The sequence below is a fragment of the Streptomyces sp. NPDC020996 genome (assembly GCF_040641355.1).
GTDB lineage: Bacteria > Actinomycetota > Actinomycetes > Streptomycetales > Streptomycetaceae > Streptomyces.
This window is the reverse complement of record NZ_JBFADM010000072.1, coordinates 1-23,553: the sequence shown is the minus strand read 5'-3', so window position 1 is coordinate 23,553 and position 23,553 is coordinate 1. Positions and strand designations below refer to the sequence as shown.

At 70.5% G+C, this 23,553-nt stretch carries 22 protein-coding genes and 5 pseudogenes; 15 read left to right on the top strand and 12 right to left on the bottom strand.

Annotated elements, in window-relative coordinates:
• Positions 1–395 precede the first annotated feature (395 nt).
• Positions 396–1,406: an ATP-binding cassette domain-containing protein gene (locus AB0G63_RS33705; protein WP_360758280.1), complete on the top strand. Its 1,011-nt coding sequence runs from the start codon at positions 396–398 to the stop codon at positions 1,404–1,406.
• An 8-nt stretch (positions 1,407–1,414) separates the two neighbouring features.
• Here AB0G63_RS33705 and AB0G63_RS33700 read toward each other — a convergent pair whose 3' ends face one another.
• On the bottom strand, positions 1,415–1,804 hold the full coding sequence (locus AB0G63_RS33700; protein WP_360758300.1) for a transposase: 390 nt from the start codon (positions 1,802–1,804) through the stop codon (positions 1,415–1,417).
• A 20-nt stretch (positions 1,805–1,824) separates the two neighbouring features.
• On the opposite strand from AB0G63_RS33700, the pseudogene AB0G63_RS33695 reads away from it, so the two are divergent.
• Positions 1,825–2,063, top strand: a pseudogene (locus tag AB0G63_RS33695) (IS5/IS1182 family transposase); the annotation flags it as partial.
• A 61-nt stretch (positions 2,064–2,124) separates the two neighbouring features.
• Here the strand turns inward: AB0G63_RS33695 and AB0G63_RS33690 are convergent.
• Together AB0G63_RS33690 and AB0G63_RS33685 are read right to left on the bottom strand one after the other, a co-directional pair.
• Positions 2,125–2,585 (bottom strand): annotated as a pseudogene (locus AB0G63_RS33690) (aldo/keto reductase); the annotation flags it as partial.
• A gap of 85 nt (positions 2,586–2,670) precedes the next feature.
• Positions 2,671–3,567 carry a helix-turn-helix transcriptional regulator gene (locus tag AB0G63_RS33685; RefSeq protein WP_360758278.1) on the bottom strand — a complete coding sequence of 299 codons (897 nt, stop codon included), beginning with the start codon at positions 3,565–3,567 and terminating at the stop codon, positions 2,671–2,673.
• Positions 3,568–3,848: 281 nt separating this feature from the next.
• Between AB0G63_RS33685 and AB0G63_RS33680 the strand changes: the two genes are divergently transcribed.
• The 7 genes from AB0G63_RS33680 to AB0G63_RS33650 all read left to right on the top strand — a co-directional run bounded on the left by AB0G63_RS33680 (position 3,849) and on the right by AB0G63_RS33650 (position 11,694).
• Positions 3,849–5,366, top strand: coding sequence for an MFS transporter (locus AB0G63_RS33680; RefSeq protein ID WP_360758276.1), 1,518 nt, complete (start codon positions 3,849–3,851; stop codon positions 5,364–5,366).
• The gene (locus tag AB0G63_RS33675) at positions 5,366–6,250 is read left to right on the top strand and encodes an aldo/keto reductase (RefSeq protein WP_360758273.1); all 885 of its coding nucleotides are present in this window, start codon (positions 5,366–5,368) and stop codon (positions 6,248–6,250) included. The genes AB0G63_RS33680 and AB0G63_RS33675 overlap by 1 nt, the downstream gene beginning before the upstream one ends.
• A gap of 35 nt (positions 6,251–6,285) precedes the next feature.
• On the top strand, positions 6,286–7,353 hold the full coding sequence (locus AB0G63_RS33670; protein WP_360758271.1) for an NAD(P)-dependent alcohol dehydrogenase: 1,068 nt from the start codon (positions 6,286–6,288) through the stop codon (positions 7,351–7,353).
• Complete coding sequence (locus AB0G63_RS33665; protein WP_360758269.1) at positions 7,350–8,129, top strand: SDR family oxidoreductase; 780 nt, start codon at positions 7,350–7,352, stop codon at positions 8,127–8,129. The genes AB0G63_RS33670 and AB0G63_RS33665 overlap by 4 nt, the downstream gene beginning before the upstream one ends.
• Positions 8,130–8,153: 24 nt before the next feature.
• On the top strand, positions 8,154–9,200 hold the full coding sequence (locus tag AB0G63_RS33660; protein ID WP_360758267.1) for an alcohol dehydrogenase catalytic domain-containing protein: 1,047 nt from the start codon (positions 8,154–8,156) through the stop codon (positions 9,198–9,200).
• A 314-nt stretch (positions 9,201–9,514) separates the two neighbouring features.
• The gene (locus AB0G63_RS33655; RefSeq protein ID WP_360758265.1) at positions 9,515–9,898 is read left to right on the top strand and encodes a nuclear transport factor 2 family protein; all 384 of its coding nucleotides are present in this window, start codon (positions 9,515–9,517) and stop codon (positions 9,896–9,898) included.
• A 194-nt stretch (positions 9,899–10,092) separates the two neighbouring features.
• Entirely contained in the window at positions 10,093–11,694 is a 1,602-nt protein-coding gene (locus AB0G63_RS33650) for a Na+/H+ antiporter (RefSeq protein ID WP_360758263.1), read from the top strand.
• Between the two features lie 116 nt (positions 11,695–11,810).
• On the opposite strand, the gene AB0G63_RS33645 is transcribed toward AB0G63_RS33650, so the two are convergent.
• Complete coding sequence (locus AB0G63_RS33645; protein WP_360758261.1) at positions 11,811–12,380, bottom strand: TIGR03086 family metal-binding protein; 570 nt, start codon at positions 12,378–12,380, stop codon at positions 11,811–11,813.
• Positions 12,381–12,794: 414 nt separating this feature from the next.
• On the opposite strand from AB0G63_RS33645, the gene AB0G63_RS33640 reads away from it, so the two are divergent.
• On the top strand, positions 12,795–13,238 hold the full coding sequence (locus tag AB0G63_RS33640; protein WP_360758259.1) for a nuclear transport factor 2 family protein: 444 nt from the start codon (positions 12,795–12,797) through the stop codon (positions 13,236–13,238).
• Between the two features lie 144 nt (positions 13,239–13,382).
• On the opposite strand, the gene AB0G63_RS33635 is transcribed toward AB0G63_RS33640, so the two are convergent.
• The 4 genes from AB0G63_RS33635 to AB0G63_RS33620 all read right to left on the bottom strand — a co-directional run bounded on the left by AB0G63_RS33635 (position 13,383) and on the right by AB0G63_RS33620 (position 17,359).
• A complete protein-coding gene (locus AB0G63_RS33635) occupies positions 13,383–13,586 on the bottom strand; it encodes a hypothetical protein (RefSeq protein ID WP_360758257.1) in 204 nt (67 codons plus the stop codon).
• A gap of 141 nt (positions 13,587–13,727) precedes the next feature.
• Entirely contained in the window at positions 13,728–15,500 is a 1,773-nt protein-coding gene (locus AB0G63_RS33630) for a CocE/NonD family hydrolase (RefSeq protein WP_360758255.1), read from the bottom strand.
• Positions 15,490–15,936 carry an ester cyclase gene (locus AB0G63_RS33625; protein WP_360758253.1) on the bottom strand — a complete coding sequence of 149 codons (447 nt, stop codon included), beginning with the start codon at positions 15,934–15,936 and terminating at the stop codon, positions 15,490–15,492. Before AB0G63_RS33625 ends, AB0G63_RS33630 begins: the two co-directional genes overlap by 11 nt.
• Before the next feature lie 16 nt (positions 15,937–15,952).
• Complete coding sequence (locus AB0G63_RS33620; protein ID WP_360758251.1) at positions 15,953–17,359, bottom strand: NAD(P)-binding domain-containing protein; 1,407 nt, start codon at positions 17,357–17,359, stop codon at positions 15,953–15,955.
• A gap of 338 nt (positions 17,360–17,697) precedes the next feature.
• Between AB0G63_RS33620 and AB0G63_RS33615 the strand changes: the two genes are divergently transcribed.
• Positions 17,698–18,006: a transposase gene (locus AB0G63_RS33615; RefSeq protein WP_360758249.1), complete on the top strand. Its 309-nt coding sequence runs from the start codon at positions 17,698–17,700 to the stop codon at positions 18,004–18,006.
• Positions 18,003–18,287: pseudogene (locus tag AB0G63_RS33610) on the top strand (IS3 family transposase); the annotation flags it as partial. The gene AB0G63_RS33615 and the pseudogene AB0G63_RS33610, both read left to right, overlap by 4 nt.
• A 407-nt stretch (positions 18,288–18,694) precedes the next feature.
• Here the strand turns inward: AB0G63_RS33610 and AB0G63_RS33605 are convergent.
• Together AB0G63_RS33605 and AB0G63_RS33600 are read right to left on the bottom strand one after the other, a co-directional pair.
• The gene (locus tag AB0G63_RS33605; RefSeq protein ID WP_360758247.1) at positions 18,695–19,069 is read right to left on the bottom strand and encodes a hypothetical protein; all 375 of its coding nucleotides are present in this window, start codon (positions 19,067–19,069) and stop codon (positions 18,695–18,697) included.
• Positions 19,070–19,168: 99 nt separating this feature from the next.
• Positions 19,169–19,573 carry a hypothetical protein gene (locus AB0G63_RS33600; protein ID WP_360758245.1) on the bottom strand — a complete coding sequence of 135 codons (405 nt, stop codon included), beginning with the start codon at positions 19,571–19,573 and terminating at the stop codon, positions 19,169–19,171.
• Positions 19,574–20,229: 656 nt separating this feature from the next.
• Between AB0G63_RS33600 and AB0G63_RS33595 the strand changes: the two are divergent.
• A pseudogene (locus tag AB0G63_RS33595) lies at positions 20,230–20,364 on the top strand (IS110 family transposase); the annotation flags it as partial.
• Here AB0G63_RS33595 and AB0G63_RS33590 read toward each other — a convergent pair.
• Positions 20,365–20,546: pseudogene (locus AB0G63_RS33590) on the bottom strand (hypothetical protein); the annotation flags it as partial.
• Between the two features lie 298 nt (positions 20,547–20,844).
• Here AB0G63_RS33590 and AB0G63_RS33585 point away from each other — a divergent pair.
• The gene (locus AB0G63_RS33585) at positions 20,845–21,126 is read left to right on the top strand and encodes a hypothetical protein (RefSeq protein WP_360758243.1); all 282 of its coding nucleotides are present in this window, start codon (positions 20,845–20,847) and stop codon (positions 21,124–21,126) included.
• 145 nt (positions 21,127–21,271) lie between these two features.
• On the opposite strand, the gene AB0G63_RS33580 is transcribed toward AB0G63_RS33585, so the two are convergent.
• Complete coding sequence (locus tag AB0G63_RS33580; RefSeq protein WP_360758241.1) at positions 21,272–21,967, bottom strand: TetR/AcrR family transcriptional regulator C-terminal domain-containing protein; 696 nt, start codon at positions 21,965–21,967, stop codon at positions 21,272–21,274.
• 102 nt (positions 21,968–22,069) lie between these two features.
• Between AB0G63_RS33580 and AB0G63_RS33575 the strand changes: the two genes are divergently transcribed.
• Positions 22,070–23,446, top strand: a complete 1,377-nt coding sequence (locus AB0G63_RS33575) for a serine hydrolase domain-containing protein (RefSeq protein WP_360758239.1) — start codon at positions 22,070–22,072, stop codon at positions 23,444–23,446.
• Positions 23,447–23,553: the final 107 nt, after the last annotated feature.

The following is a 23,553-nucleotide window of genomic DNA, read 5'->3' as shown; positions in this document are numbered from 1 at the left end:
CCATGTGCCTCCTTCGTCGTACGTTCCGTGTGGCTGGCGCCGGACACGAAAGCAGGGGCATGTGGGAAACCGCCGAGAATTGCGGGGTAATTGCAGATGACCGCAAGGTGGCCGGAAGGTGAACTGCGGTGCGGACCCCTGGCGCAGCAGTCCGCACCGGCTGGTCACAGGACCGGCCCCGGGTGGAACGCCCACGGGCGCGCGGCGGCCTACGCGCCTCTGTGCCGGCGGCCCCGAGGTGGCGGCCCGGGGCGGGGCTGAGTGGTACCGCGGTACCACTCAGCGCGGAAGTGTCTCCCGTGGTCCCAGAGTCATGGCTCGCCTCGCCCCTAGCGTCTGAGGCGAACGCCGCGGTCCAGCCGTGGCCGAGTTCCGAGGCGAGGAAGTCCCACCCCATGATCGAAGTGCGTGAACTGACGAAGCGATACGGCGACAAGACGGTGGTCGACCGTCTGAGCTTCACCGTCCAGCCGGGCCAGGTGACCGGGTTCCTGGGGCCCAACGGCGCCGGCAAGTCCACGACCATGCGCATGATCATCGGTCTGGACGCTCCCACCGCGGGCTCGGTCGTGGTCAACGGACGCCGCTACGCCGGCCACCCGGCGCCGTTGCACGAGATCGGCGCCCTGCTGGAAGCGAAGTCCGTCCACCCGGGACACAGCGCGGTCAACCATCTGATGGCCCTCGCGCGCACCCATGGCATCTCCCGTCGACGGGTGGAGGAGGTCATCGAGCTGGCCGGACTGGCCGGCGTGGCCACCAAACGGGTGGGCGCCTTCTCACTGGGCATGGGGCAGCGCCTCGGGATCGCGGCGGCCCTGCTCGGCGACCCGGCGGTCGTCATGCTCGACGAGCCGGTCAACGGCCTGGACCCGGAGGGCGTGCTGTGGGTGCGCAACCTGCTGTCCCGGCTCGCCGACGACGAACAGCGCCGCGCCTTCGTGCCCGGACCGCCACGCCGGCTGCTTTCGCGCCGGCCTGCGCATCAAGCACGTCCGCTGTGCGCCGGGTGTCTACGAGCTCACCTGGTCCGGAGGCGGCTGGGCAATCTGGTCGTACCGGATGGAGCGGAGACGGGGCGCGCAGCACATCGTGCGGCGCCGCATCGGCGAGCACGGCATCTTCACCGGCCCGTGACGCGCCCACGGCCAGCGGCGGCCGGACTCCCGGAGTGGGGAGTCCGGCCGCCGTCCGTCAGCCTTGGAACGTCCGGGTCACTCCGCCTTCGGGAGCCTGATCGCCACGGCCCTGCCAGTCTGCTGGAGCAGCGTCCCAATCTGCTGGATGACCGGGACGGCGACATCCGGCTGCGCTTCGACGGCCCGTCACGCCGATGCCTCGTTCACCTTCTTCACTGCCTCCTGGAGCGTGCCGGAGTAGCTGGAGGGATAGAGGGCCTGTTGTGAAAGTGCTGTCACAGCCGCTCGTTGATGGCTGCGACCAGCACGGTCGCTTCGTAGCGGACGGCGAGTTTGTCGTACCGAGTGGCGACGGCCCGGTGGCGCTTGAGTCGGTCGATCCCGCACTCGACCGCGTGCCGCTGCTTGTAGTCGTCCGTGTCGAACTTCGGCGGCCGCCCGCCACGCGATCCGCGCTTGAGCCGGTTGCGGATCCGGTCCGCCGGAACCGGGATGGTGGCACGTCTGCGCAGGTAGGAGCGATTTCCGTGCGAGTCGTACGCCTTGTCGGCCCGCACCCGGTCCGGCCGCTTGCGCGGCCTGCCGAGCCCCAGCCTCGGAACCCGGATGGCTTGCAGGACCGCTTCGAACTGTGGGGAGTCGCCCCGCTGCCCGGCCGTGATCACGACGGACAAGAGCTTCTGCCACCTGGGCAAGGATCCTCACCGGGCTCCAGGCCGAGGCGGATACGAAGGGCCTGATCACCTGGGACGTCAGCGTCGACTCCACCGTCTGCCGGGCCCACCAGCACGCCGCTGGAGCGGCGAAAAGGGGGACCTCCAGAAGGAACCGCCCGGGGGAATCTTCGTCGAGCCGGCCGACCACGGCCTCGAACGATCCCGAGGCGGACTGACCAGCAAAATCCACCTCGCAGTCGAGCGAGGGCTCTGCTGCATGGCGTCCCGGCAGCATACGTGCTTGGGCAGCGGCGGCCCAGTTCCTTGACGAAGCGCTCCAGGTTCCGCTCGCGCGAGGCCCATTGGGCTTCGACGATCTGCGAGCCGGAGTAGGACGAGGAGCCGATGTAGCGGACCTTGCCCTGGCGGACGAGATCGGTGAGGGCGCCGAGGGTCTCCGAGGCGTCTGTGTCGGGGGGCTGGGCCGGTGGACCTGGTAGAGGTCGATGTGGTCGGTATCGAGCCGCCGCAGGGAGTTCTCGACCGCCCGGATGATCCAACGGCGCGAACCACCCCGCTGGTTGGGGTCGGGGTCCATCGGCATGAAGAACTTGGTGGCCAGGAAGACGTCCTCGCGGCGGCCCTTCAGCGCCTTGCCGACGATCTCCTCCGAGACGCCAGCGGAGTAGACGTCCGCGGTGTCGACGAAGTTGACGCCCTCGTCGAGGGCACGGTGGATGATCCGGATCGAGTCGCTCTCGTCCTCGTTGCCCCAGGGGCCGAACATCATCGCGCCCAGGCACAGCGGGCTGACCTGGACGCCGGTACGGCCCAGCGGTCGATACCGCGTGGAGGGGTTCTCCTCTTTCGGGGGGTCAGTCGTTACCGGAGGGCACGACCGTTCCGGTGGTCGTCCAGCTCGCGAGCAGGTTCAGGGCCTGCTGTTCCGGGGAGTCCGGCTCGGGTGTGTAGAAGTTGAGGCGCAGGCCGGGGTCGGAGGGCAGCTCCATCGCCTCGTAGGGCAGGGCAAGATCGCCGACGAGCGGATGGTGGAGGTTCTTCACACCGGAGCGGTGGAACTTCACATCATGCCGTGCCCACCTGCGGGCGAAGTCACCGCTGCGAGTGGTCAGTTCGCCGATCAGGTCGGTGAGGGCCTTGTCGTGCGGCGCGCGGCCCGTCTCGGTACGCAGGAAGGCGACGGCATCGTCGGCGCCCTTGTCCCAGTCGACCCAGAAGTCCTGGCTGGCGGGGTCGAGAAACAGGAAGCGGGCGCTGTTGACCGGCCCGCGCTGGGCGAACAGAGGTGAGTCGAACAGTGGCGCGTACAGCGCCCGGCCCAGGGCGTTGGCGGCCATGATGTCGAAGCGGGCGTTGCGTACGAACGCCGGCACGCCGGTCATCGAGTCGAGCAGCCGCAGGATCGTCGGCCGGACGCGCGAGGAGGTCACCGCCGGCCGCCGGCCGGACGGGCTGGCGGCGCGGGCCAGATCGTAGAGGTGGGTGCGTTCGGCCTCGTTGAGCTGCAGGGCGTGCGCGAGGGCTTCGAGGACCGAGTCGGAGGCGCCGGCGAGGTTGCCGCGCTCCAGGCGGACGTAATAGTCCACGCTCATGCCCGCCAGCAGGGCGACCTCTTCGCGCCGCAGCCCCGCGACACGGCGGTTTCCGCCGTAGACCGGCAGCCCGGCTTGCTCGGGGGTGATCCTGGCCCGCCGGGTGCTGAGGAACTCCCGCACCTCGGCAGCCACGTCCTTCTTGGTGTGGTCGGTCATGCTCATTTCCTGGTGTGGGTGCCCGGCTCTGACCGGGCTGGTCGCGTCGGCCGCCGGGCCGGACCCGACCTCGGGCAGAGGGGCACGGCGACTCCTCTCTGTCGGTCTGCTCGGTGTGCCGGCTCATCCACGGTAGGTCGGCCTGGAGGGGCGTGCGAGGTACTGCCAGTACCTGGAAGAGCAGTGACTCCCACTGCCCCGTCAAGGTGCCGTTACCTGGAAGAAGCCACAGACCGGCGGCCCGGGATCGGGTCGCACTCCCGATCGACGCGAGGAAGATTGTGCGCACAGCAGCCACCCACGACACCGGCGATGTCCCCGCCGGGCCGGTCGCCGACTCGAGCCGTCCGGGCGGGCCGAGCGGCGACAGGACCAGCGCCCCGCGCCGCCAGGCACGGCGTTCCTCCGGGGGCCCGGCCCGTTCGACGCTGATCCTCGCGATCATCTGCGTCAGCTACTTCATGGTCATCCTGGACAACTCGATCGTGTTCACCGGGCTGCCGCAGATCCGCTCCGACATGGGGTTCTCCGAGACGGGCCTGTCATGGGTCACCAACGCCTACGTGCTGGTCTTCGGCGGGCTTCTGCTCCTGGGAGCGCGCGCCGGTGATCTCTTCGGCCACCGCAAGGTCTTCCTGTACTCGCTGGTGGTCTTCTCGCTGGCCTCGCTCCTGGTAGGCGCCGCCCAGAGCGCCTGGTGGCTGATCGCCGCGCGTGCGCTGCAGGGCGTCGGCGCGGCCGTTCTGGCTCCGTCCGCGCTCTCCCTGCTCACGCGCAGCTTCGCGGAGGGCAAGGCCCGCAACCGGGCCATGGCCGCCTACAGCGCAGTGGCCGGCCTCGGCGCGGCGTTCGGGCTGGTCGTCGGAGGTCTGGTCGCGGACTTGATCTCGTGGCGGGCCGGGTTCTTCCTGAACGTCCCCATCGGCATCGTGATGATGGTGCTGGCGGTGCGCTTCCTGCCCGAGACCGCCCGCCGGCGGGGCCGTTTCGACATCGCAGGTGCGCTGCTGGCAACCGTGGGCTCGACCGCGCTGGTCTGGGGCATCGTGAACGCCGCAGACCACGGCTGGACGGCACCGGCCACTTGGCTCCCCCTCGCGTCGGGCGCGGTGATGCTGGTCTGGTTCGTCGGAGTGGAGCGGCGGGCCGCGCAGCCGATCGTGCCGCTGCGGCTGTTCGCGAGCCGGGAGCGTGCCGGCGCCTACGTCACCCGGATGCTCTACATGGGCGCGATGATCGGGTTCTTCTTCTTCACCGCGCAATTCGTGCAGAGCGTCTACGTCTGGACGCCGCTGCAGGCCGGCCTGGCCTTTCTGCCGATGACGCTGGTCAACTTCTTCTTCGCGGTCCGCGTACCCCGGCTGCTGGAGCGGTTCGGCAGGCCCCGGGTCCTGGCCGCGGGGGTCGTGCTGACGACGGTGGGCATGGCCTGGCTGAGCCGCCTGGACCTGCACACCCCCTACCTGACCGGTGTGGCCCTGCCGATGGTGGTCATCGGCGCGGGCCAGGGCCTGGCGCTGGCCCCGATGACCTCCAGCGGCGTCGACGGCGTCGCACCCGAGGACGCAGGGGCCGGCTCGGGCCTGGTCAACACCGTGCACCAGATCGGCAGCGCACTGGCCTTGAGCATCCTGACGGCCGTGGCTGCCACCGTCTCCACCGGTCACGCGGCCGCCGACATCGCGGCCCGCTCCGCCGCCGCGCTGACGGGCTCCGCCGTCCTGCTCACCCTGGCCGTCGCCGCTGTCTTCACCCTGATCGTGCCCGCACGGGCGTCCCGCAAGCAAAGGACTACGTGATGCAGACCCTCACCCTCAACAACGGCGTCGAGATGCCCGCCCTCGGCCTCGGCGTCTTCCAGACCCCGCCCGACGAGACGATCGCCGCGGTCACGGCCGCGCTGGAGCTCGGCTACCGGCACATCGACACCGCCGCCGCCTACGGCAACGAACGCGAGGTCGGCCAGGCCCTGCGGAACTCCGGCGTCCCGCGCGACGAGGTCTTCGTCGAGACCAAGATCTGGATCAGCGACTACGGCTACGACGAGACCCTGCACGGCTTCGACAAGAGCGCCGCCAAGCTGGGCCTGGACCGCATCGACCTGCTCATCCTGCACCAAGCCCTGCCGTCGGACTTCGACAAGACCGTCGCCGCCTACCGGGCGCTGGAGAAGCTCCTGGCCGACGGCAAGGTCCGCGCGATCGGCGTCAGCAACTTCATGGTCGACCACCTGACCGCCCTGCTCGACGCCACCGATGTCGTGCCCGCCGTCAACCAGCTGGAGATCCACCCCTACTTCCAGCAGCGCGCCGTCCTCGACTTCGACGACGCCCACGGCATCCTCAACCAGGCGTGGTCCCCCATCGGGGGCATCACCTTCTACCGCGGCTACGGCGAGGACCGCCGAAGCGTCCTTCAGGACCCGGCCGTCACCCGGATCGCCGACGCGCACGGCAAGAGCCCCGCGCAGGTACTCCTGCGCTGGGGCCTCCAGCAGGGCCGCTCCGTCATCCCCAAGTCCACCAAGCGGCACCGCATCGCCGAGAACATCGACGTCTTCGACTTCGACCTCACCGCCGCCGAGATGGCCGCCCTGGACGCGTTGGAGACCGGCCGGCGCGGCGGTCCCGAGCCCGAGAACATCACCCTCGCCGCCTACGGCCGCGCCATCCCCGAAGCCTGACCTTAACCCCGTACGACCTGCAAGAAGGAACCACAGTGCCCACCACCGTCAGCGCGTTCGGCGCCCACGAGGCCGGCCGGCCGCTCGCCCCCGTCACCATCGAGCGCCGCGACGTCGGCCCCCACGACGTCAGGCTCGACATCCTGTACTGCGGGATCTGCCACTCCGACATGAACTTCGTGGACGGCTCCTTCGGCCCGCTCCCGGTCAGCCCGCTCGTGCCCGGGCACGAGATCGTCGGCCGCGTCAGCGAAACCGGCTCCGCCGTCACCCGCCACCAGGTCGGCGACCTGGTCGGCATCGGCTGCATGGCCAACTCCTGCCGCGAGTGCGAGAACTGCCGGGCCGGGCAGGAACAGTACTGCCTCAAGGGCCACACCCTCGTCTTCGGCAGCCCCGACCCCGCCGAGCCCGGCGCCCACACCCAGGGCGGCTACTCCGAGGCGATCGTCGCCCCCGAGGACTTCGTCGTCCGCGTCCCCGAGACCCTCGACCCGGCCGCCGCCGCGCCGCTGCTGTGCGCGGGCATCACCGTCTACGCCCCGCTCAAGCGCTTCGCCGCCGCTCCCGGCACCAAGGTCGCGGTCGTCGGCCTCGGCGGTCTCGGTCACCTCGGCGTGAAGATGGCCAAGGCCATGGGCGCCGACGTCACCGTGCTGTCCCGGTCGGAAAGCAAGCGCGAAGCCGCCGCGACCCTCGGCGCCGACCACTACGCCGCGACCGGTGACGGCACCGCCTTCACCGAGCTGGCCAACACCTTCGACATCATCCTCAACACCGTCAGCGCGCCGATCTCACTGGCGGACTACCTCGGCCTGCTGCGTCTGCACGGCACCATGATCAGCGTGGGTGTCACCACGCAGCCGATGCCACTGGACGTCTTCCCCCTGCTGCAGAACGGGCGCTCCTACGCCGGTTCCCTGTTCGGCGGTATCGCCGAGACGCAGGAGATGCTCCAATTCGCCGCCGAGCACCAGGTCACCGCCGACATCGAGCTGATCGGCGCGCAGGACATCAACACGGCCTACGAGCGGATCAACGCCTCCGACGTCCGTTACCGGTTCGTGATCGACGGCTCGACCTTCAAGGGGTTGACGGCATGACGCAGCCAGCTCGTTCAGACATGCATCGCATCCTGATCATCGGCGGGACGGGCAGTATCGGACGCCTCGTCGCCGCCCGCCTGCTCGAGCTGGGTCGCCTGCCGCGTGTACTCACCCGCGACCCCGACCGCGCCCGACGGTCGCTGCCCAGCGGCGCCGAGGTGGCGGCAGGCGAGCTGGCCGACCCGACGGCCGTGCGCGCCGCCGTCACCGGCGTCGACGCCGTCGTGATGACCCACGGTGCGCCCTACGGATCCGGCGACTACGCCGCGGTCGACTACGGCGCCGTCCCCGCGGTGCTCGACGCACTGGACGGACATCGCGTGCCCATGGTGTTGATGAGTTCGATCGGGGTCACGGCGACCGGCGGGCAGTCGCGGGAGCTGCTGGAGTGGAAGCGGCGCGGTGAGCGACTCCTGCGGGTCAGCGGCCTGCCGTACACGATCGTCCGGCCCGGCTGGTTCGACGCGGGCAGCAGCTCCGACCAGCAGGTGGACCTGCGCCAGGGCGACCTGACCGAGTACGGGCCCGTCCGCCGCGACCACGTCGCCGAGACGATCGTCCAGGCCCTGCTGACCCCGTCGGCGAGGGGCAGGACCGTGGAGGTCTTCTCGGCCGACGGCCCGGCCATCACCGACTGGCCGGCCGCGTTCCTCGCAACCGAACCCGACCGGCCGGGCGACCTCGACGGTGCCCGCGACCGGCCCGGACCGCGACCGGAGGCAGAACCCGAGCGTGTCCGCGCCGACCTGCGACGTCACGCCCACACCCCCTGACACCCCACATTCGAGGAGACAGTCATGAAGGCAGCCGTCTTCCGAGGCGAGAAGCACATCGAGCTCGGCCAGCGCCCTGACCCCATCATCCAGGAGGCGACCGACGCCGTCGTCCGCGTCGTGCGGGGCTGCGTGTGCGGCTCCGACCTCTGGTACTACCGCGGCATCAACCCCCACAAGGTGGGCAGCATCGGCCACGAGTACGTCGGCGTCGTCGAGGCGGTGGGCGAGGACGTGCAGACCCTGGCGGTCGGCGACTTCGTCATCGCCCCCTTCACCTACAACGACGGCACCTGCCCCGCCTGCCGGGCCGGGTTCGAGTCCAACTGCGAGCGCGGAGGAGCCTTCGGCGACGGCGAGAGCGACGGCGGCCAGGGCGAGAAGGTCCGCGCACCCTACGCAGATGCGACCCTGGTGAAGGTCCCCGCGCCGGCCGACGGGTTCACCGACGCTCAGCTCGCCTCCTTCACCGCGCTCTCCGACGTCATGTGCACCGGCTACCACGCCGCCGTGAGCGCGGGCGTGAAGCAGGGCGACACCGTCGCCGTCGTCGGTGACGGCGCAGTCGGCCTCTCGGCCGTGCTGGCCGCCCAACTCCTCGGCGCCGGCCGGATCATCGCGCTGAGCCGTCACGCCGACCGGCAGGCTCTCGCGAAGGAGTTCGGCGCCACCGACATCGTCGCCGAACGCGGCGACGACGCCGTCACGGCCGTACTCGGCCTCACCGACGGCGCCGGCGTCGACGCCGCGCTCGAATGCGTCGGCACCGACCAATCCATCCAGACCGCCGCAGGCATCGTCCGCGCCGGCGGCATGATCGGCGCCGTGGGCGTCCCGCTCTACGAGAAGTTCGACCACAAGACCCTCTTCTGGAAGAACATCGGCATCAAGGGCGGCGTCGCCCCCGCCCACCACTACATCCCCGAGCTGCTGCAGCACGTCCTGGACGGAACGATCAACCCCGGACTCGTCTTCGACTACTCCACCGACCTCGACCACATCGCCGACGCCTACGCCGCCATGGACGAACGCCGCGCGATCAAGTCACTCCTCACGGTCAGCCAGCCGTAAGCCCGGCCCCCTACACCGGTCCGATGGGGCGACCAGCACAGCCGGTTCCCACAGTCGCCGGGACAGGTCCTCACTACGGGGTTGGCATGAGCGGGCCGTCGAAGTGGCGCACCACTGGCTGCTGGCGGTGCCGCCCAGCAGGTGCGGCGTCACAACCACAGGGGCAGTCGACGTGCCGCACCAGCAGCCACCACGTATCGGATGGCACGTCGTGGCAGAAGCCATCGCCCCAGAGGGCGCCGTCCAAGTTCGGTGAGCGACCCGATCAATCCCAGGGGGCCGGACCCAACTCACAACCCCGACAAGGAGTCACCATGCCCGCCCCCGACGCAACGGCCACCGCGGACCTGCGGGAGGCCCACCGCGCCTACCTTGACGCCATGCTCGAAGGGGACACCGCAACTCTCGACGACCTGCTCGCGGAGAGTTTCACTCTCACCCACATGACGGGATACGTGCAGCCGAAGGCCGAGTGGCTGACGCAGATGCGGCAGGGACGGTTCCTCTACCACTCCATCAAGGAGAAGGACACCGCTTATGACGTCGGTGACGACGGCACGGCCTGCCTGACGGTTCGGACCGTGACCGACGCCACCGTGTACGGCACCCGCGCAGGCTGGCGTCTGCGCCTGGCCACCGACTACGCCCGTCACGACGACGTATGGGTCGCCCAACGGACCGTCGCCACCACCTGGTGAACTCGGCCGCCGGCTCGGATCTGGTGCGCGCCGCTACAGCCGCCCGACATCGGCGTGCGACGCCGACGAACGGCGCGGGCCGGACCACGTGTGAGCATGACGCTCCGGAGTACCACAAAGGGGCGCGCTGCAGGCACGCCGGCTGCCCGTCCCCCTCACACCGCTCGCCCGACCCATCCCTCGGAGGAAGACCCATGGCCGCGCTCGAGTTCATCGTGATCCTCGGGTGCGCCCTGCTCGTCAGCGGGGCCCTCGCCCACCGGCTCCGGGTGGCCGTACCCGTCCTGCAACTGGCCGCCGGCGTCGCCCTCGGCTTCGTGCCCGCCCTGCGTGAGACAGAACTGCCGCCGGATGTGCTGCTGCTCGTCTTCCTGCCGGTGCTGCTGTACTGGGAGAGCGTGACCACTTCGCTACGTGCGATCCGGCGGGACCTGCGCGGCATCGTGCTGACCGGCACGCTTCTGGTCGCCGTCACCGCCTGGGCCGTGGCCGCGCTCGCCCACATGCTCGGTCTGCCGTGGGGCCCGGCCTGGGTGCTCGGCGCCGCCGTGGCGCCGACGGACGCCACCGCCGTCGGCGTCGCGTCCCGGCTGCTGCCCCAGCGCAACGTCACACTGCTGCGCGCCGAATCTCTCATCAACGACGGCACCGCGCTGGTCGTCTACAGCCTCGCGGTCGGCGTCACCGTCGGCTCCGAGCACCTCAGCGCGGCCCATGTGAGCGGCCTGGTGACGCTGTCCTACGGTGGCGGCCTCGCCGCCGGAGCGGTGGTGGCATGGCTCGGCATCCAGCTGCGGCGTCGGGTGCGCCAACTCGGCGACCCGCTGCTGGACAACCTGACGATCATCCTGATCCCGTTCAGCGCCTACCTGGTGGCCGAGCAGATCGAGGCATCAGGCGTGCTCGCAGTGGTGGTGTGCGGGCTGATCATGAGCCAGGCCGGGCCGAGCCTGGGCCGGGCTGCGGCCCGGCGGCAGACAGAAGCTTTCTGGTCGCTGGCGATGTACCTCCTGAACGGCGCCCTGTTCGTTCTGGTCGGGCTCGAAGCGCAAGCGGCGGTCCGCGCCCTGTCCGGTACCGCCCTGACCGAGGCCGTGGTGATGGTGGTGGCGGTGGCGTGTGCGCTGGTCATCGTCCGCTTCCTGTTCCTGTTCGTCGCGGTGTACACCATCAGGGCGCTGGACCGGCGTCCGCAGCAGCGCGGACGCCGGATGGGTCACCGTGCCCGGGCTGTCAGCGCTCTGGCCGGCTTCCGCGGAGCCGTCTCCCTGGCCCTGGCCCTGTCTGTGCCCTACACGCTCGACTCCGGCGCGCCGTTCCCCGACCGTGACGCGATCGTCTTCGTCGCCGCCGGTGTCGTCGTCGCCACCCTCGTGGTGCAGGGCCTGGTGCTTCCGGCCGTCGCCCGCTGGGCACGGCTGCCTCAGGACACGGACTCCGAGCAGGAGCTTGCCCTCGCCCGGACCGCTGCCTCCCGGGCCGTTCTGGACGCACTCCCCGCGACAGCGGCCGACCTCGGTATCGACGCCGAGACCGTCGAGAGGCTGAAGACCGAGTACGAAACGCACCTGAGTACAGTGCACGCCGCCGACGCCGCGAGCGACCCTGAGTCCGAACCTCTCCTGCGACGCCGACGTCAGGAGACTTCCCTGCGCCTGGCGCTCCTGGAACACAAGCGCTCCGCCGTCATCGCCCTGCGCGATGGGCACCGCATCGACGACGCCGTTCTGCTGCGAGTGCAGGAACAACTCGATGCAGAGGAGGTACGCCTCGCGCAGGTAAGCCAGGACCAATAACTGCCCCCGCCAGTGCCGGTGCCCGATACGGGCGCCCTGGTCGGCCAGAAGGCGGCTCAACCGTCGTCGGCCGAAATCACCGCGCCGTTGGGGCTGTCAGTTGCACTCGATCGGTCTCACAGCTGCGGTGAGACCGGCCGGCCAAGGAACGCGGCAAGGCGATCGATGGCCGGAGCAGTCTCCTCGACGGGTCGCGGCTCGGCGAATCGTCCCGCTCGGGACTGGGGGGAGAGTTGGGCCTGAGCGAACGCCAGAGCCTGCTCGGCAAGGTCTTCGGGCAGCCGGGCAGGGATTCCGGTGGCCTGAGCGAGGTCCCATCCGTGAGCGAGCAGATCGTACAGACGGATCTGCAAGCGCTCGGCGCCCGTGGCACTCCCCAAGGGTCCGCGATAACTCCGCTCGAGCACCCCAGGGTCGGAGAAAGCTGCCAGCAGCGAAGCGCTGGAGGACCGGTAGGCGGCGACCGGGTCGTCACCGAGGCGGTCTGCTCCGCGTTCGGGCATCGGGCCGCCCTCGATCATGGCTGCGAACACCAGGTTCATGCCGACCAGGTGGGCCACCACCTCGCGCACGTTCCATTCCGTGCACGGTGTCGGCTCCTTCCACTGCTCGGGACGGACCTCGGCGAGCAGGTCGCCGACAGCGGTGCATGCACGTGCGAGATCTTCGACGGAAACGGTAGTCATCCGGGGAGACTACGGCGTCAACTGTCATGCTGCCCACGGGATTTGCATCTGTGCGAAGAGTCCTGCCGAATCGGGCGACCGCGCGATCGCTCAGCATCGATTAGCGGCAACTGCCGCAGGCACCTGTCCGCTCACCAGACCTCAGGCTTTCAACAGCGGTGCCGTCTACCGCTTGCTCAGGGACGCGAGAAGTGCTGCTGACCTGCAACGATGAGACCTGTGGAGGGTCCCGGCCGTTGCTGTTGAAGGAGCACTTCCAGGTGAGGAGCACTGACCTATGTCCGCATGTCCGCGTCCAGCGCCACGCGTGAGGCCGGACGGGTGGGATGCTGCTGGTCGAGACAGTCCGCAGTACCGGCCCGCATCAGGCGATAATGATCGTTAGCTGTCTGTGCGTATCACTTGGGGGGTCTTGTGAGTCTGAGTCCGCGCGAGGTGTTTCTCCGGCTTGTTCATGGAGTCGCCGACGGGAACTCAAGCGAGTTGCCTGACCTGTATGGCGAGGTCACCGATGTCCGGCATCCGATGGCGACGCCGGAGTCCGAGCCGTTGACGAGTCGGCGTGCGCTCCGGGAGCACTTCACGGTGCCGCCGGAAGTTCGGGAGTCCTTGCCGAAGAGAAGTGTCGTCGATGTCGTCGTTCACGAGACCGCCGATCCCGAAGTGATCGTCGCCGAGTTCGCCTACGAGTTCACGTTGCCGGACGACTCCATGGCCAAGGTGCCCTGCGTCTTCGTCATGCGTGTGCGGGACGGTCAGATCATCGAGTCACGCGACTACATCGACCCGATCCGTACGTACACGGCACGCGGGGACCTTGACCTCCTCATCGCGTCGTTGCGGAAGGATGTTTCCTGAACTCAGTGACGACGAACCCACCGCACTTCCGAGCACGCCTGCAGCGGACACCCTGGGTTCCCGGTGAAAGTCCCTCAGTCACGCTGAACCCACGGCCGACGCTCCGTGACGGAATTCTCCACGAACCGCACGCATCGGCCTCAGTCACCTGACCTGCGAGTCTGCAAGGAGGACGACTCGATCGGCCTCGACGTCGAGGCCGAGCACCGGATGGCCACAGTCACCTTCCGGGTCCATCAGCACCGGCTTGCCCAGCCGCCGCCCGATCTCCCGCAGGAAGCCTGCAGAACACATCATCAAGTCCGTATCGAAGAAGCACTTGACGTCATCCCACAGCAGGTCGGCCACCCCGCCATGCCGCCCGGCTCGCCGACCCAACGCACCCCCGTTTCCCTTCACCAAAGACATAGGGGCACCCCCGCGGAGACTACCTCGATCGGCAGTCGAGCCGGTGGGGGCCAGCGGTCTCGCCGGGGTCGTCCCGGGGCATCAGTTGCCGGGCGGAAGGACGCTGAGCCGGATCGCGGAGGGCCGCTGCCGGTCGTGGTGGATCTCCTGGTCCGCCGCCAGCAGGCGGACGGCGCTCGCCGTCGGCTCGCCGCTGCCGGGGTTGCGGGCGAAGCGGGGGTGGGCCCCGCTGGAGACCTGGAGCCGGATGCGGTGGCCGGCCCGGAACCGGCAGGCGGTCGGTGCGAGGTCGAGGGCGAGCGCGAGCACTCCGTCCGCATCGGTCCGGCCGGCAGCCGTAGACCCGGGCCGCACACGGATCAGACGGTCGGTGATGTCCACCGACCGGCCGTCCGGGTGCACGTCGCAGAGCCGGGCGAAGAAGTCGGTGTGCGCGAGGCTGGAGCGTACGTACAGCTCGGCCGAGACCTCGCCGACGACATCGAGGTCTGCCTCCAACGGGTCGGTGGTGAAGGTCAGTACGTCCGCACGGGCCTCCAGTGCGCGGTTGTCGCGCGGCCCGGCGCCCGCGCCCGTCCACGCGCCGCCGACGGCCGGGGTGGGGTCGGCCGGGTCGTAGCGGTAGCGGTCGGGGCCGCTCGGCGGCGGCGGGGCGGAATCGAGCCGGCCGCCCGGATGCAGGTACCAGCGTCGGGAGAGCGCCTGCGGCGGCGGCCAGGCGCCGAAGCCGCGCCACTCCCCGGCGCCGAGCAGGAACAGGCGCACAGGGTCCGGCCCGGCGGGGCGGTCGGCGGCGCTGCGGCCGGAGCCGGATACGGGGCCTCGGCCGGGCACGGGCTCTCGGCCGGAGAGGACCTCGTGGCCGCCGGCGGCCTGGTGGTCGGGGAAGACTCCGGCGAGCCAGCTGAGGGAGTCTGCCATGAAGGCCGGCCACCAGCGGCCGACCGCCGTGTGCGTCCACGGTCCGATGGTCAGCCGGGGTGCCGCGCCGCCGGCCCGCAGCAGCGCGTACTGCCGGAGCGTCTGCGGCAGGAAGGCGTCGTACCAGTTGCCCTGCAGCAGCACGGGAACGCCGGGGCCCCGTAAGAGCCCGGCGCTGTGGTCGGAGGCGGACCAGTACGGATCGTCGGCGGCCTCGTGCGCCAGCCAGGCGTCCAGGTGCGGGTCGCCGCGGCCCAGCGCCCGCGCGAGCGCCGGTCCGAGCGGCAGCTCCCGGTAGGCGATCCGCTGCAGTCTCCGCTTCTCCCGCATTTGGCGCACGGTGTCCCTGACCGGTCCGCGCTTGGGGTGGCTGAGCATCGACGCCCAGCCGGCCATCGTGTCCAGGGCGAACGCGCCGCCCGGCCAGGCGACGGGCGCATACTCGTGCGGACCCATCTGGACCACCATGCCGCGCAGTTGGGGCGGCGGATCGTCCAGCAGGGCCCACTGCACGTAGCCCAGGTAGCTGGCCCCGATGGTGGCGAACTCGCCCGAGAACCAGTCCTGTCTGCTCATCCAGGCGGCGGTGTCCTGGCCGTCGGCGGCCTCCTGGACCCACGGGTCGAGCGTTCCGCCCGAGCCGAAGGTTCCCCGGCAGCGCTGCACCAGCACCTGGTATCCGCGCTCGGCGTACAGCCGGCCGTAGAGCAGGCCGATGGGCAGGTCCCAGCCATACAGGTTGCGCACCAATAGGGTCGGCGGGCGGGCGGCGCCGGCCGGCGTGTAGTGGTCGGCGAGCAGGTCGACGCCGTCCCGCATCGGCACCCGTATGCCCCTGGTGACCCGGACGCTGGGGGTGACGGCCGGCGGCAGCCGCATCAGCCGGCTCGCCAGGCGCGCGGCGAGCGCGCCGCACCTTCGCTCAGCCCGCACGGAGCAGTCCCAGAGCGGCGAGCAGCCGGAGGTTCTCGGCTGCGCTCCACCATTCGGCGACCCGGCCCTGGTGGATCCGCAGGATGTCGATGCCCCGGTTGGTGACCGGCGTGCCGGGCGCGGCGGCGGCCTCGGGCAGCCCCCCGCGGTAGGTGCCGGTCAGCCGCCAGCCGCCGGTGACACAGGCCCCTTCGGCGATCGGGCCCACCTCGGTGGTGTAGGTCAGGTCCGCGATGCCCTGGACAGCGCCGATCAGGGCGAGGGCGCCGTCGCGGTCGCCGATCAGGCTCGGGTCGATGCTGTCCGACAGCTTCGGCGAGTGGACGGTGAGCCGCTCGGCGAGCAGTTCCTTGCCGAGGGAGAGGTCGCCGTTCCACAGGGCGATCCACTTCTCCCAGATGCGGTGCGCCTCGGCCGGGGCGGGGTCGATCGTCATGGAGACTCCTGGGTGTTCAGGCGGGATCCGGCCGGGCCGGCCTGCGGGCGGGGCCGGGGCCGGGGGTGAGGCCGGAGGTGTCACCGGTGGTGTCACGGTTGCGGTGGACAGCAAGCGGAGGGCCGGCGGCGAGGTGGCGGCGGCGGTCGCGCAGCAGTTGGCGCAGGTAGCGGTAGACGTCCACTTCGACGGTGAGCCGGGGCGTCGCACAGTAGCGCCGGCGCACCCTGCGCTCGTCGGCGGCGATCTCGGCCAGCATCGCCTCCCGGCCGGGCAGCCGGGTACGTCCCTCGATCAGATCGGCAATCCATTCGGCCTGCGCCTCGGCGACGGGGGTGATGGCGCTCAGCGTCTTGGCGAAGCCGAGGAAGAACAGCCCCTCGTGATCCGGCATCACGATCCGGCGGAAGAGCCGCATCGGGCCGACCATCACCGGAGTCAGCTCCTCGGGCAGGAAGGGGAAGCTGAACCTGAAACCGGTGCACCAGACGATCGCGTCGAACTCCTCGGCCGAGCCGTCGGTGAACCGCACCCGATTGCCGCCGTCGAAGCGCTCGATGCCCGGCCGCACCACGATCCGCCCGGCCTTGACCGCCGGCAGATACCCCTCGCAGGTGGCGGGGTGGGTACGCAGTGCGAGGTGCCCCGGGGCCGCCAGGCCGTACCGGCTGATCCTGCCCTGCGTCACCCAGAGCATCGCGGTCAGCAACAGGCTCTGCACCAACGGCGGCACGATGGTGGCGAGCGGACGGTTGACCTTGTCGGCGGGCCTGCCGAACAGGCGCTTCGGAGTGATCCAGAAACCGCGCCGGGCACTGGAGACCACCCGGTCGGCCACGGCGGACAGTTCGGTGGCAAGGTCGCAGGCGGTGTTGCCGAATCCGACGACCAGCACCCGCCGGCCGCGCAGCGTATCGGCGCTCTTGTAGTCCTTGCTGTGCAGTTGGATGCCGGTGAACTCGCCCTGGCCCTGGTAGGCGGGCTTGGGCCACTTCGGGTCCCAGTGGAAGCCGTTGGCGACCACCACGTGGGTGTAGCGGTGCATCCGTCCGTCGTCCAGCGTGACCACGTAACCGGCCCCGTCCTTGACCACACCGGTCACCGAGGTCCTGAAGCGGATGTACGGGCGCAGGCCGAAATGCTCGGTGTAACGCGTGAGGTAGTCGAGCATCTGCGGATGCCCGGGGAAGAGGGGATAGTCCTCCGGCATCGGGAACTTGGGGAACCCGCTCATGTCCCGCGAGCTGTTCAGCTCGATGGAGTCGTAGACGGCGGAAGTGCCGCTGTCGTTGCCAAAACGCCACTGGCCCCCTATGTCGGAGCCCTTCTCGAACACGTCGAACGGGATACCCCGCTCGCTGAGGACCTGCGCGGCCGCCAGCCCGCACACCCCCGCCCCGATGACACACACCCGCACAGACATCCGACCGCCCCCTCACGAACCCCACCGGCGCGGAAAGAGTCCGCGAGTTGGCTAAAGACACCCTTGCGTCCGGCCGCCCCAGCGCCGCGCCCCGCCCACCAGCACGCCAAACCCGGACTGGCACCCACCCGGACAGCGTCCGCCGCCTTCCCGCGGCGGCGACCAGGCCCAGCAGCACCGGGACGCCGGGCACGCCCCCCGGCACGCAACCGCACGACTTCTGATCACCCGACCGCGTCACCCGGCACAGCAGCCGCACGCACGCCGCCTGAGGTTTCCCCAAGATGCGGCAAGAGGTGACAGCCAGTCAGATGAGGCTCAGGAGAGGAGCTCTGACGATGCCTGCCCCGAGGAAGTACCCGCTGGAGTTGCGTGAGCGTGCGGTGCGGATGTACCGCGCTTCCGAGCCGAAGCCCGTGATCCGCCGCATGGCCGAGGAACTCGGCGTGCATCACGAGGCCCTGCGCAACTGGATTCGCCAGGCCGAGGCCGATGCCGGCGAGCGAGGCGACCTGCTCACCACCGCCGAGCGTGAGGAGCTTGCCGCCCTCCGCAAGGAGAATGCCCAGCTCAAGCGGGCGAATGAAGTCCTGCGGACGGCGTCGGCATTTTTCGCGGCCCAGCTCGACCCGACCCTGCCCAGGTGACGGCGCTCATCGACGAGCACCCGCATCTGGGGGTCGAGCCCGTACTCCGGGAACTGAACATCCCCTCCCCCAGCTACTACCGGTGGCGCCAGGCCGAGACCGAGCCGTGCGAACGGCGCCGCAGGGATGCCGAGCTGACGGGCAGGATCCGGCAGGTCCACGACGAGTCCGGCGGGATCTACGGCTCACCCCGCGTGCACGCCGTCCTCAAGCGTGAGGGCGTCCACGTCGGCCGCAAGCGGGTCGAACGGCTCATGCGCCAGGCCGGCCTCGCCGGAATCAGCACCCGCCGGGGCAAGGGCTTCACCCGACGTGACCCGGACGCCGATCTCGCCCCTGACCTGGTGCAACGCGACTTCACCGCGAACGGGCCGAACCGGCTGTGGGTCACCGACCTGACCATGATCCCCACCAGGGAGGGACCACTCTGGCTGTCCGCGATCCGCGACGCGTTCTCCCGCCGGGTCGTGGCCTGGGAGACCTCCGCCCCCGCCGTGTCTTCACCCGACCGGGTGGGGGCAGTCAGGGGCTGCCGCCGCCCCGGTCCCGGCGGGCCGGAACGTCGGGGCAACTGCCCGCACTGCCAGCAGCCGGTCACCCTCGTCGCGCTGTCGGCCACGCCGGAAGCCGCCCCGCCCACCATGCCGTCGTTCCCCTGCGGCGGACTCCACGACGGCAGGGCCGCCACTCAGACGAACGGCTCGTCGCTCCATCGGAACCAGGCCCGCTCACCGTCGATATGCAGCAAGAACTCCGCAACCGGACCCGCGGGAGCGACCAGCTGGAGCTGCTCACCGATCTCACGGACCACCTCGTCCCACTCATCGAGGTCCTCTTCTTCGACCAGCTCCAGTTCACGCTCGAACAGCGGCTTCACTTCGGCAAAGCCCTCAGCCGGCACGAAACGCCCGGACAGCCAGGGGAAGTCGCCCTCCTCGATGAGGATCTCTCCGACCACCTGCTCTCCCCGGCGTAGCTGCCAGACATCCCCCTCGCTCCACACGACAGCCGCCTCTCCACGGACCCGGAATCCCACCAAGCCTTCCACCTGGGTCTGACACATGAGGCAGCACCACTGGCCCATGCGCCTCGCGTCGGGCTGGGGACGGCCCGAGGCATATCGCGCGGTGGTCGGCGCGCGTCGGGTGTGCACCGGACGCGGTTACCGGTGCGCACCCGGACTCTGGCCGGGGCCGGGCTGGTCGTCCTCGCGCACGGTGAGACCGGCCGCCTCGCAGGCGCGGCGCGCGGCCGGCAGGGCTATGGCCCGCTGGGTCTCGGGGGCGGCGGCGTCGATGGCGTGGACGAGGGCTGGGTCGAAGGGGAGCAGGCCGCGCACGTTGCCGACGACGTCGCGCAGGGCCTGGCTGGGCAGCCGGCGGGCGTAGTCGTGCCAGTACGCGGCGATCGCCGAGGTCTGCTTCAGGACGCGGTCCGGTGCGGCCGGGGCGGGCCAGAACTGCAGCAAATAGCAGTCCAGTTCCGGTTCATCGCTCGACCGGGTGTCCTGTCGGCGTGCCTCGTCCATGCCCTTGGCGCAGTAACGCACCCGGTAGTCGGTCTCCACCAGGCCGAGCTGTCAGGAATCCTCCCCCGCCCACTCCACGAGAGCGCTGTGAGCCGAGACGGGGCGGAAGGACACTTCCACGACGTCAGAGGGGAAACGTGAAGGCGGGGAGACCGTACGGCTCCTGAAGGTGGTTGTCCTGGGATTTCATACGGGCTGCTCCTGCCGAGCGGCGTGCGTGTCGAGGGGCAATATGAGATGGCATGCACACGGCCCCTCCATAGGTCACTTCTCGCCACTCATCGGCGACCGACGTCACCGGCACGTCAGCACTGGGGCAGACAGACAGGTCCGGGCACTCGGCATCCGCCGAACGGGCCGGCACGGCCTCCGCCCGAAGCACAGGAAGCCCCCGAGTGCCGTCGCGACCTTCCGGAAGCGCCCCGTTTCTTCCTCCGACCCGCGAACCTCTGGCTCGTGCCGCCCCGGCCGAACGGGCCGGTCATTCGCGTCAGCACGTCCGGACAGCTTTCCCATCGGCCGCCCTTGGGGCGCTACGTCATGGCCGCACCTCAAGCCCCTGTGTCCAGCGGGTCCGTACGGCCGGCCCGTCGCGTGCCGTGGCGTCCCGCGGCGCGCCGGCCGCCGCGCGCGAGGCGTTCCGCGCTGATACGCCTCCAGCCGGTCCGCGGCCGGCTCCTGCGCGTGTTCTGCCCTCCGCCCAGGTCGCCGCGCGCTTCTGTCCCACGTCGAGGACGTTCTACGACCGCAGGAGAAGCGAGGGGAAGAGCCACAAACAGGCGGTCCTCGCCCTCGCTGGCCGTCGGTTCGACGTCCTATGGGCTCTCATTGCCCGGACCGGACAACTTCGGTGCCCCAGCCGCGCCTCACGCAACGTCCAGTCCACCAGGGCCGGGAGGGACTTGGCGGGCACGTCCAGGACCAGACCGCCCGTGCAGTACGCCAGCACCTGCCCGTCCGCGGCCACGTCGACGACCGCCAACGGGCCGTTCTCGAAGCGCGCGCCGGTACCCGTCCACGCAGGCGTGGCCCGCGCCGGCGACATCGTCAAGAGGACCGGATCCCGGCCGCCGTCTCCCTTCCGCGGCACCGACCGCTTCAACGATTGGTACACCGGCCGCCCGGACTCTACGATCCGGCCCGCCAGTGAGGCGTGTGCTGCCACCTCACCCTCGAACCCGGCCCGGTCGTGGTGCTGTCCAAGGGCCGTCCCCGGCCGGCCCGCGCCCCGTGGTCCGCCGACGCCCGGACCCTCATCATCCCCGCCCAGCCCACTGCCCGACCCGGCCGCGGAGGAGTGACGCACCGCCATGCCCCACGCCACCGTTCATGCCGTCGCCGCCCGGCCTCGCCGCCGGCGAGAGCCGGACACCGTCATCGACGGGGAGCGCGGCGCGTACTTGACCGCCCGCCTCGCGCGGATGCTCACCGGCTCCGCCGCGCACGGCATCGGCCTGGGGCGCACCGCAGTCCTCCATACGGCCACCGGCAGCGCGTGGCCCGAAACCCGGCTGCTGTGCGAGGAGTTCATGCTCCACTGCTGCGCTACCGCGGCGTGCGGTCCGTGCATCCAGTGCGGGCCGGGCACCTGAAGGCCGACGGGACCACGGTCTTGGACGGCTCCGACTCCCGCCGCCCCGGGCGGCTGTCGGCCCGGGGCTTGCGGATGCTGCGGGACGGGGTGGAGTCCGTGGTGACCGTCCCCGCAGCAGGCCGGCGTCGTGGGCCGGGCGCGGGTCACTTCCGCCGGCCGGCGCCTTCGGCAGCGAGGCGGGCCTCGAAGCCGTCGAGGAGGGACTGAAGGCCGAACTCGAAGGTGCTGTCGGGCGCTGCGGCGTACTCCGCGGCGGCCGTGGTGTCGAGGCGTTCACGCAGACGCGGGAATTGCATGGCGGTCTCGGTGGCGCGTGTCATGGCGTCGGCCATCAGTTGCCCGGCGTCTGCGCCGTTCTTGCTCAGCCGACGGTTCAGAGAGACCTGTGCGGCAGGGCCGAGGGCGTTGCCGAGCACGAAGGTGAACACGGCGGCGGCCGCGCGGTCCGCGCCGTCGGCGGTGAAACCAGCCTTTTCGTAGATGGCCAGGCCGAGGTCGTTGTAGCGGGCCTGGCCGGGTCCGTGCAGGAGGTGGCTGCCGAACGCCTGGACGAGCCAGGGGTGCCGGGTGAGCATCGTGTGCATGCCGCCGGCGTGGGCGGTGGCGGCCGGGCGCCAGTCGGTGGCGGCGAGGTCGGGCAGTTCGATCTCGTGCCAGACCGCGTCACCGGCGAGCCGAACCAGGTCGTCCTTGGTCTTGATGTGCCAGTAGACGGCCGTGGCAGCCGAGCCGAGCCGTTCTGCCAGGCCACGCATGGTGAGGCCGTCCAGTCCCACGTTGTCGAGCAGTTCGACGGCCGCACGGACGATCAGGTCTGCGGTCAGGGTGTCTCGCGCCATGGCCACATCTTACTTGAACTTAGTTCATGACGCCTTGCACTTTGTTCAAGTCACCCGCTACGCTGCGTCTCGTACTTAGTTCAAGTGCGTGAAGGGGGAGAGATGCTGCAGGACAAGCTGTCGGAGTTCGTCACGGCGCAGGCCACGGAGCTCGGCGTGCCCGGTGTCGCTGCCGGGGTGCTCCTGGACGGCCGGGAGATCTGCGCCTCGCACGGCGTGACGAGCCTGAGCAACCCGCTGCCGGTCGACGAGAAGACGCTGTTCCCTGTGGCGTCGGTGTCCAAGACCTTCACGGCGACCGCGCTGATGCGCCTGGTCGCCGAGGGCAGGGTGGACCTGGACGCGCCGGTACGGAGCTACGTGCCCGAGCTGAAGCTCGCTGACGAGCGGGCCGCGGCGCAGATCACCGTCCTGAACCTGCTCAACCACACCGCGGGCCTGGACTGGAACCTGATCGACGACGGCGAGGGCGACCGCTCCCTGACCGGGCTCGTGGCGAAGCTGTCCCGTCTGCCGCTGATCGCACCGCCCGGGGCCCGCGCATCCTACAGCCAGGCCGGGTACAACCTGGCAGGGCGGATCATCGAAAAGGTCACGGGACTGCCCTTCGAACAGGCCATGACCTCGCTCGTCCTTCAGCCGGTGGGCCTCACGGACACCGTGTACGGCCTGTCCGAGGTGATGGTCCGCAAGTTCGCCGTGGGCCACAACCGCGGCGACGACGGCGAACTGCGCCCCGCCCGGCCCTGGGCGGCGTTCAGGGAGGGCGCGCGCGGCGACAACCCCGGCGGCGGCCTCGCCTCCTCGGTGAGCGATCTGCTTCGCTGGGCACGGTTCCACCTCGGTGACGGCGAGGGCGTGCTGCCCACCGCGGAGCTGCACCGCATGCGGGAGCAGACGGTCGCGCTGCGCGCCAGCACGCTCGGCGTCGGCTTCGGCATCTGCTGGTTCCTGCACGACCTGGACGGCCTGCACGCAATCGGCCACGGCGGCTCGGGCAACGGCCAGTTCGCCGAGCTGCTCATCGTGCCCGAGCTCGACTTCGCGGTGGTCTGCCTGGCCAACGCCGGCCCAGACGGCTACCCCCTCAACCAGTCCGTCGTGCGGTGGGCGCTCGAGCACTGCCTCGGCGTCACCGCCAAGACGGCCGAGCCGGTCCCCTACGACGAGGAGCGGGCCCAGCAGGTCGTCGGCCGCTACGAGATCGACGCCATGAACCTCGACATCGCCACCGACGGCACCCGGCTCACCCTGGCGGCCGGCATCAAGCCGGAGATCCGCGAGGCATCGGACGAGGAAATGCCCCCGGACCACCCGGCCGCGGGCATCGGCTTCCTTCCCGGCGACGGCGACGAGTACATCGTCACCGAAGGCGGACTCACAGGGCAGCGCGGCCACTTCTCCCGCGACGCAGCTGGCGCGGTCACCGGCGTCGACCTCGCCGGCCGGCTCTTCACCCGGGTCACAGAAGCACCCTGACCCAGCGTCGGCAGGGGCGCCAAGCCACCACCCCGGCGTCGCCCTCGCCACCGCGTATGCCGCCCGCCCTGCCCTGTACCTCCCCGGGTGGCCGGTGATCACCGGCC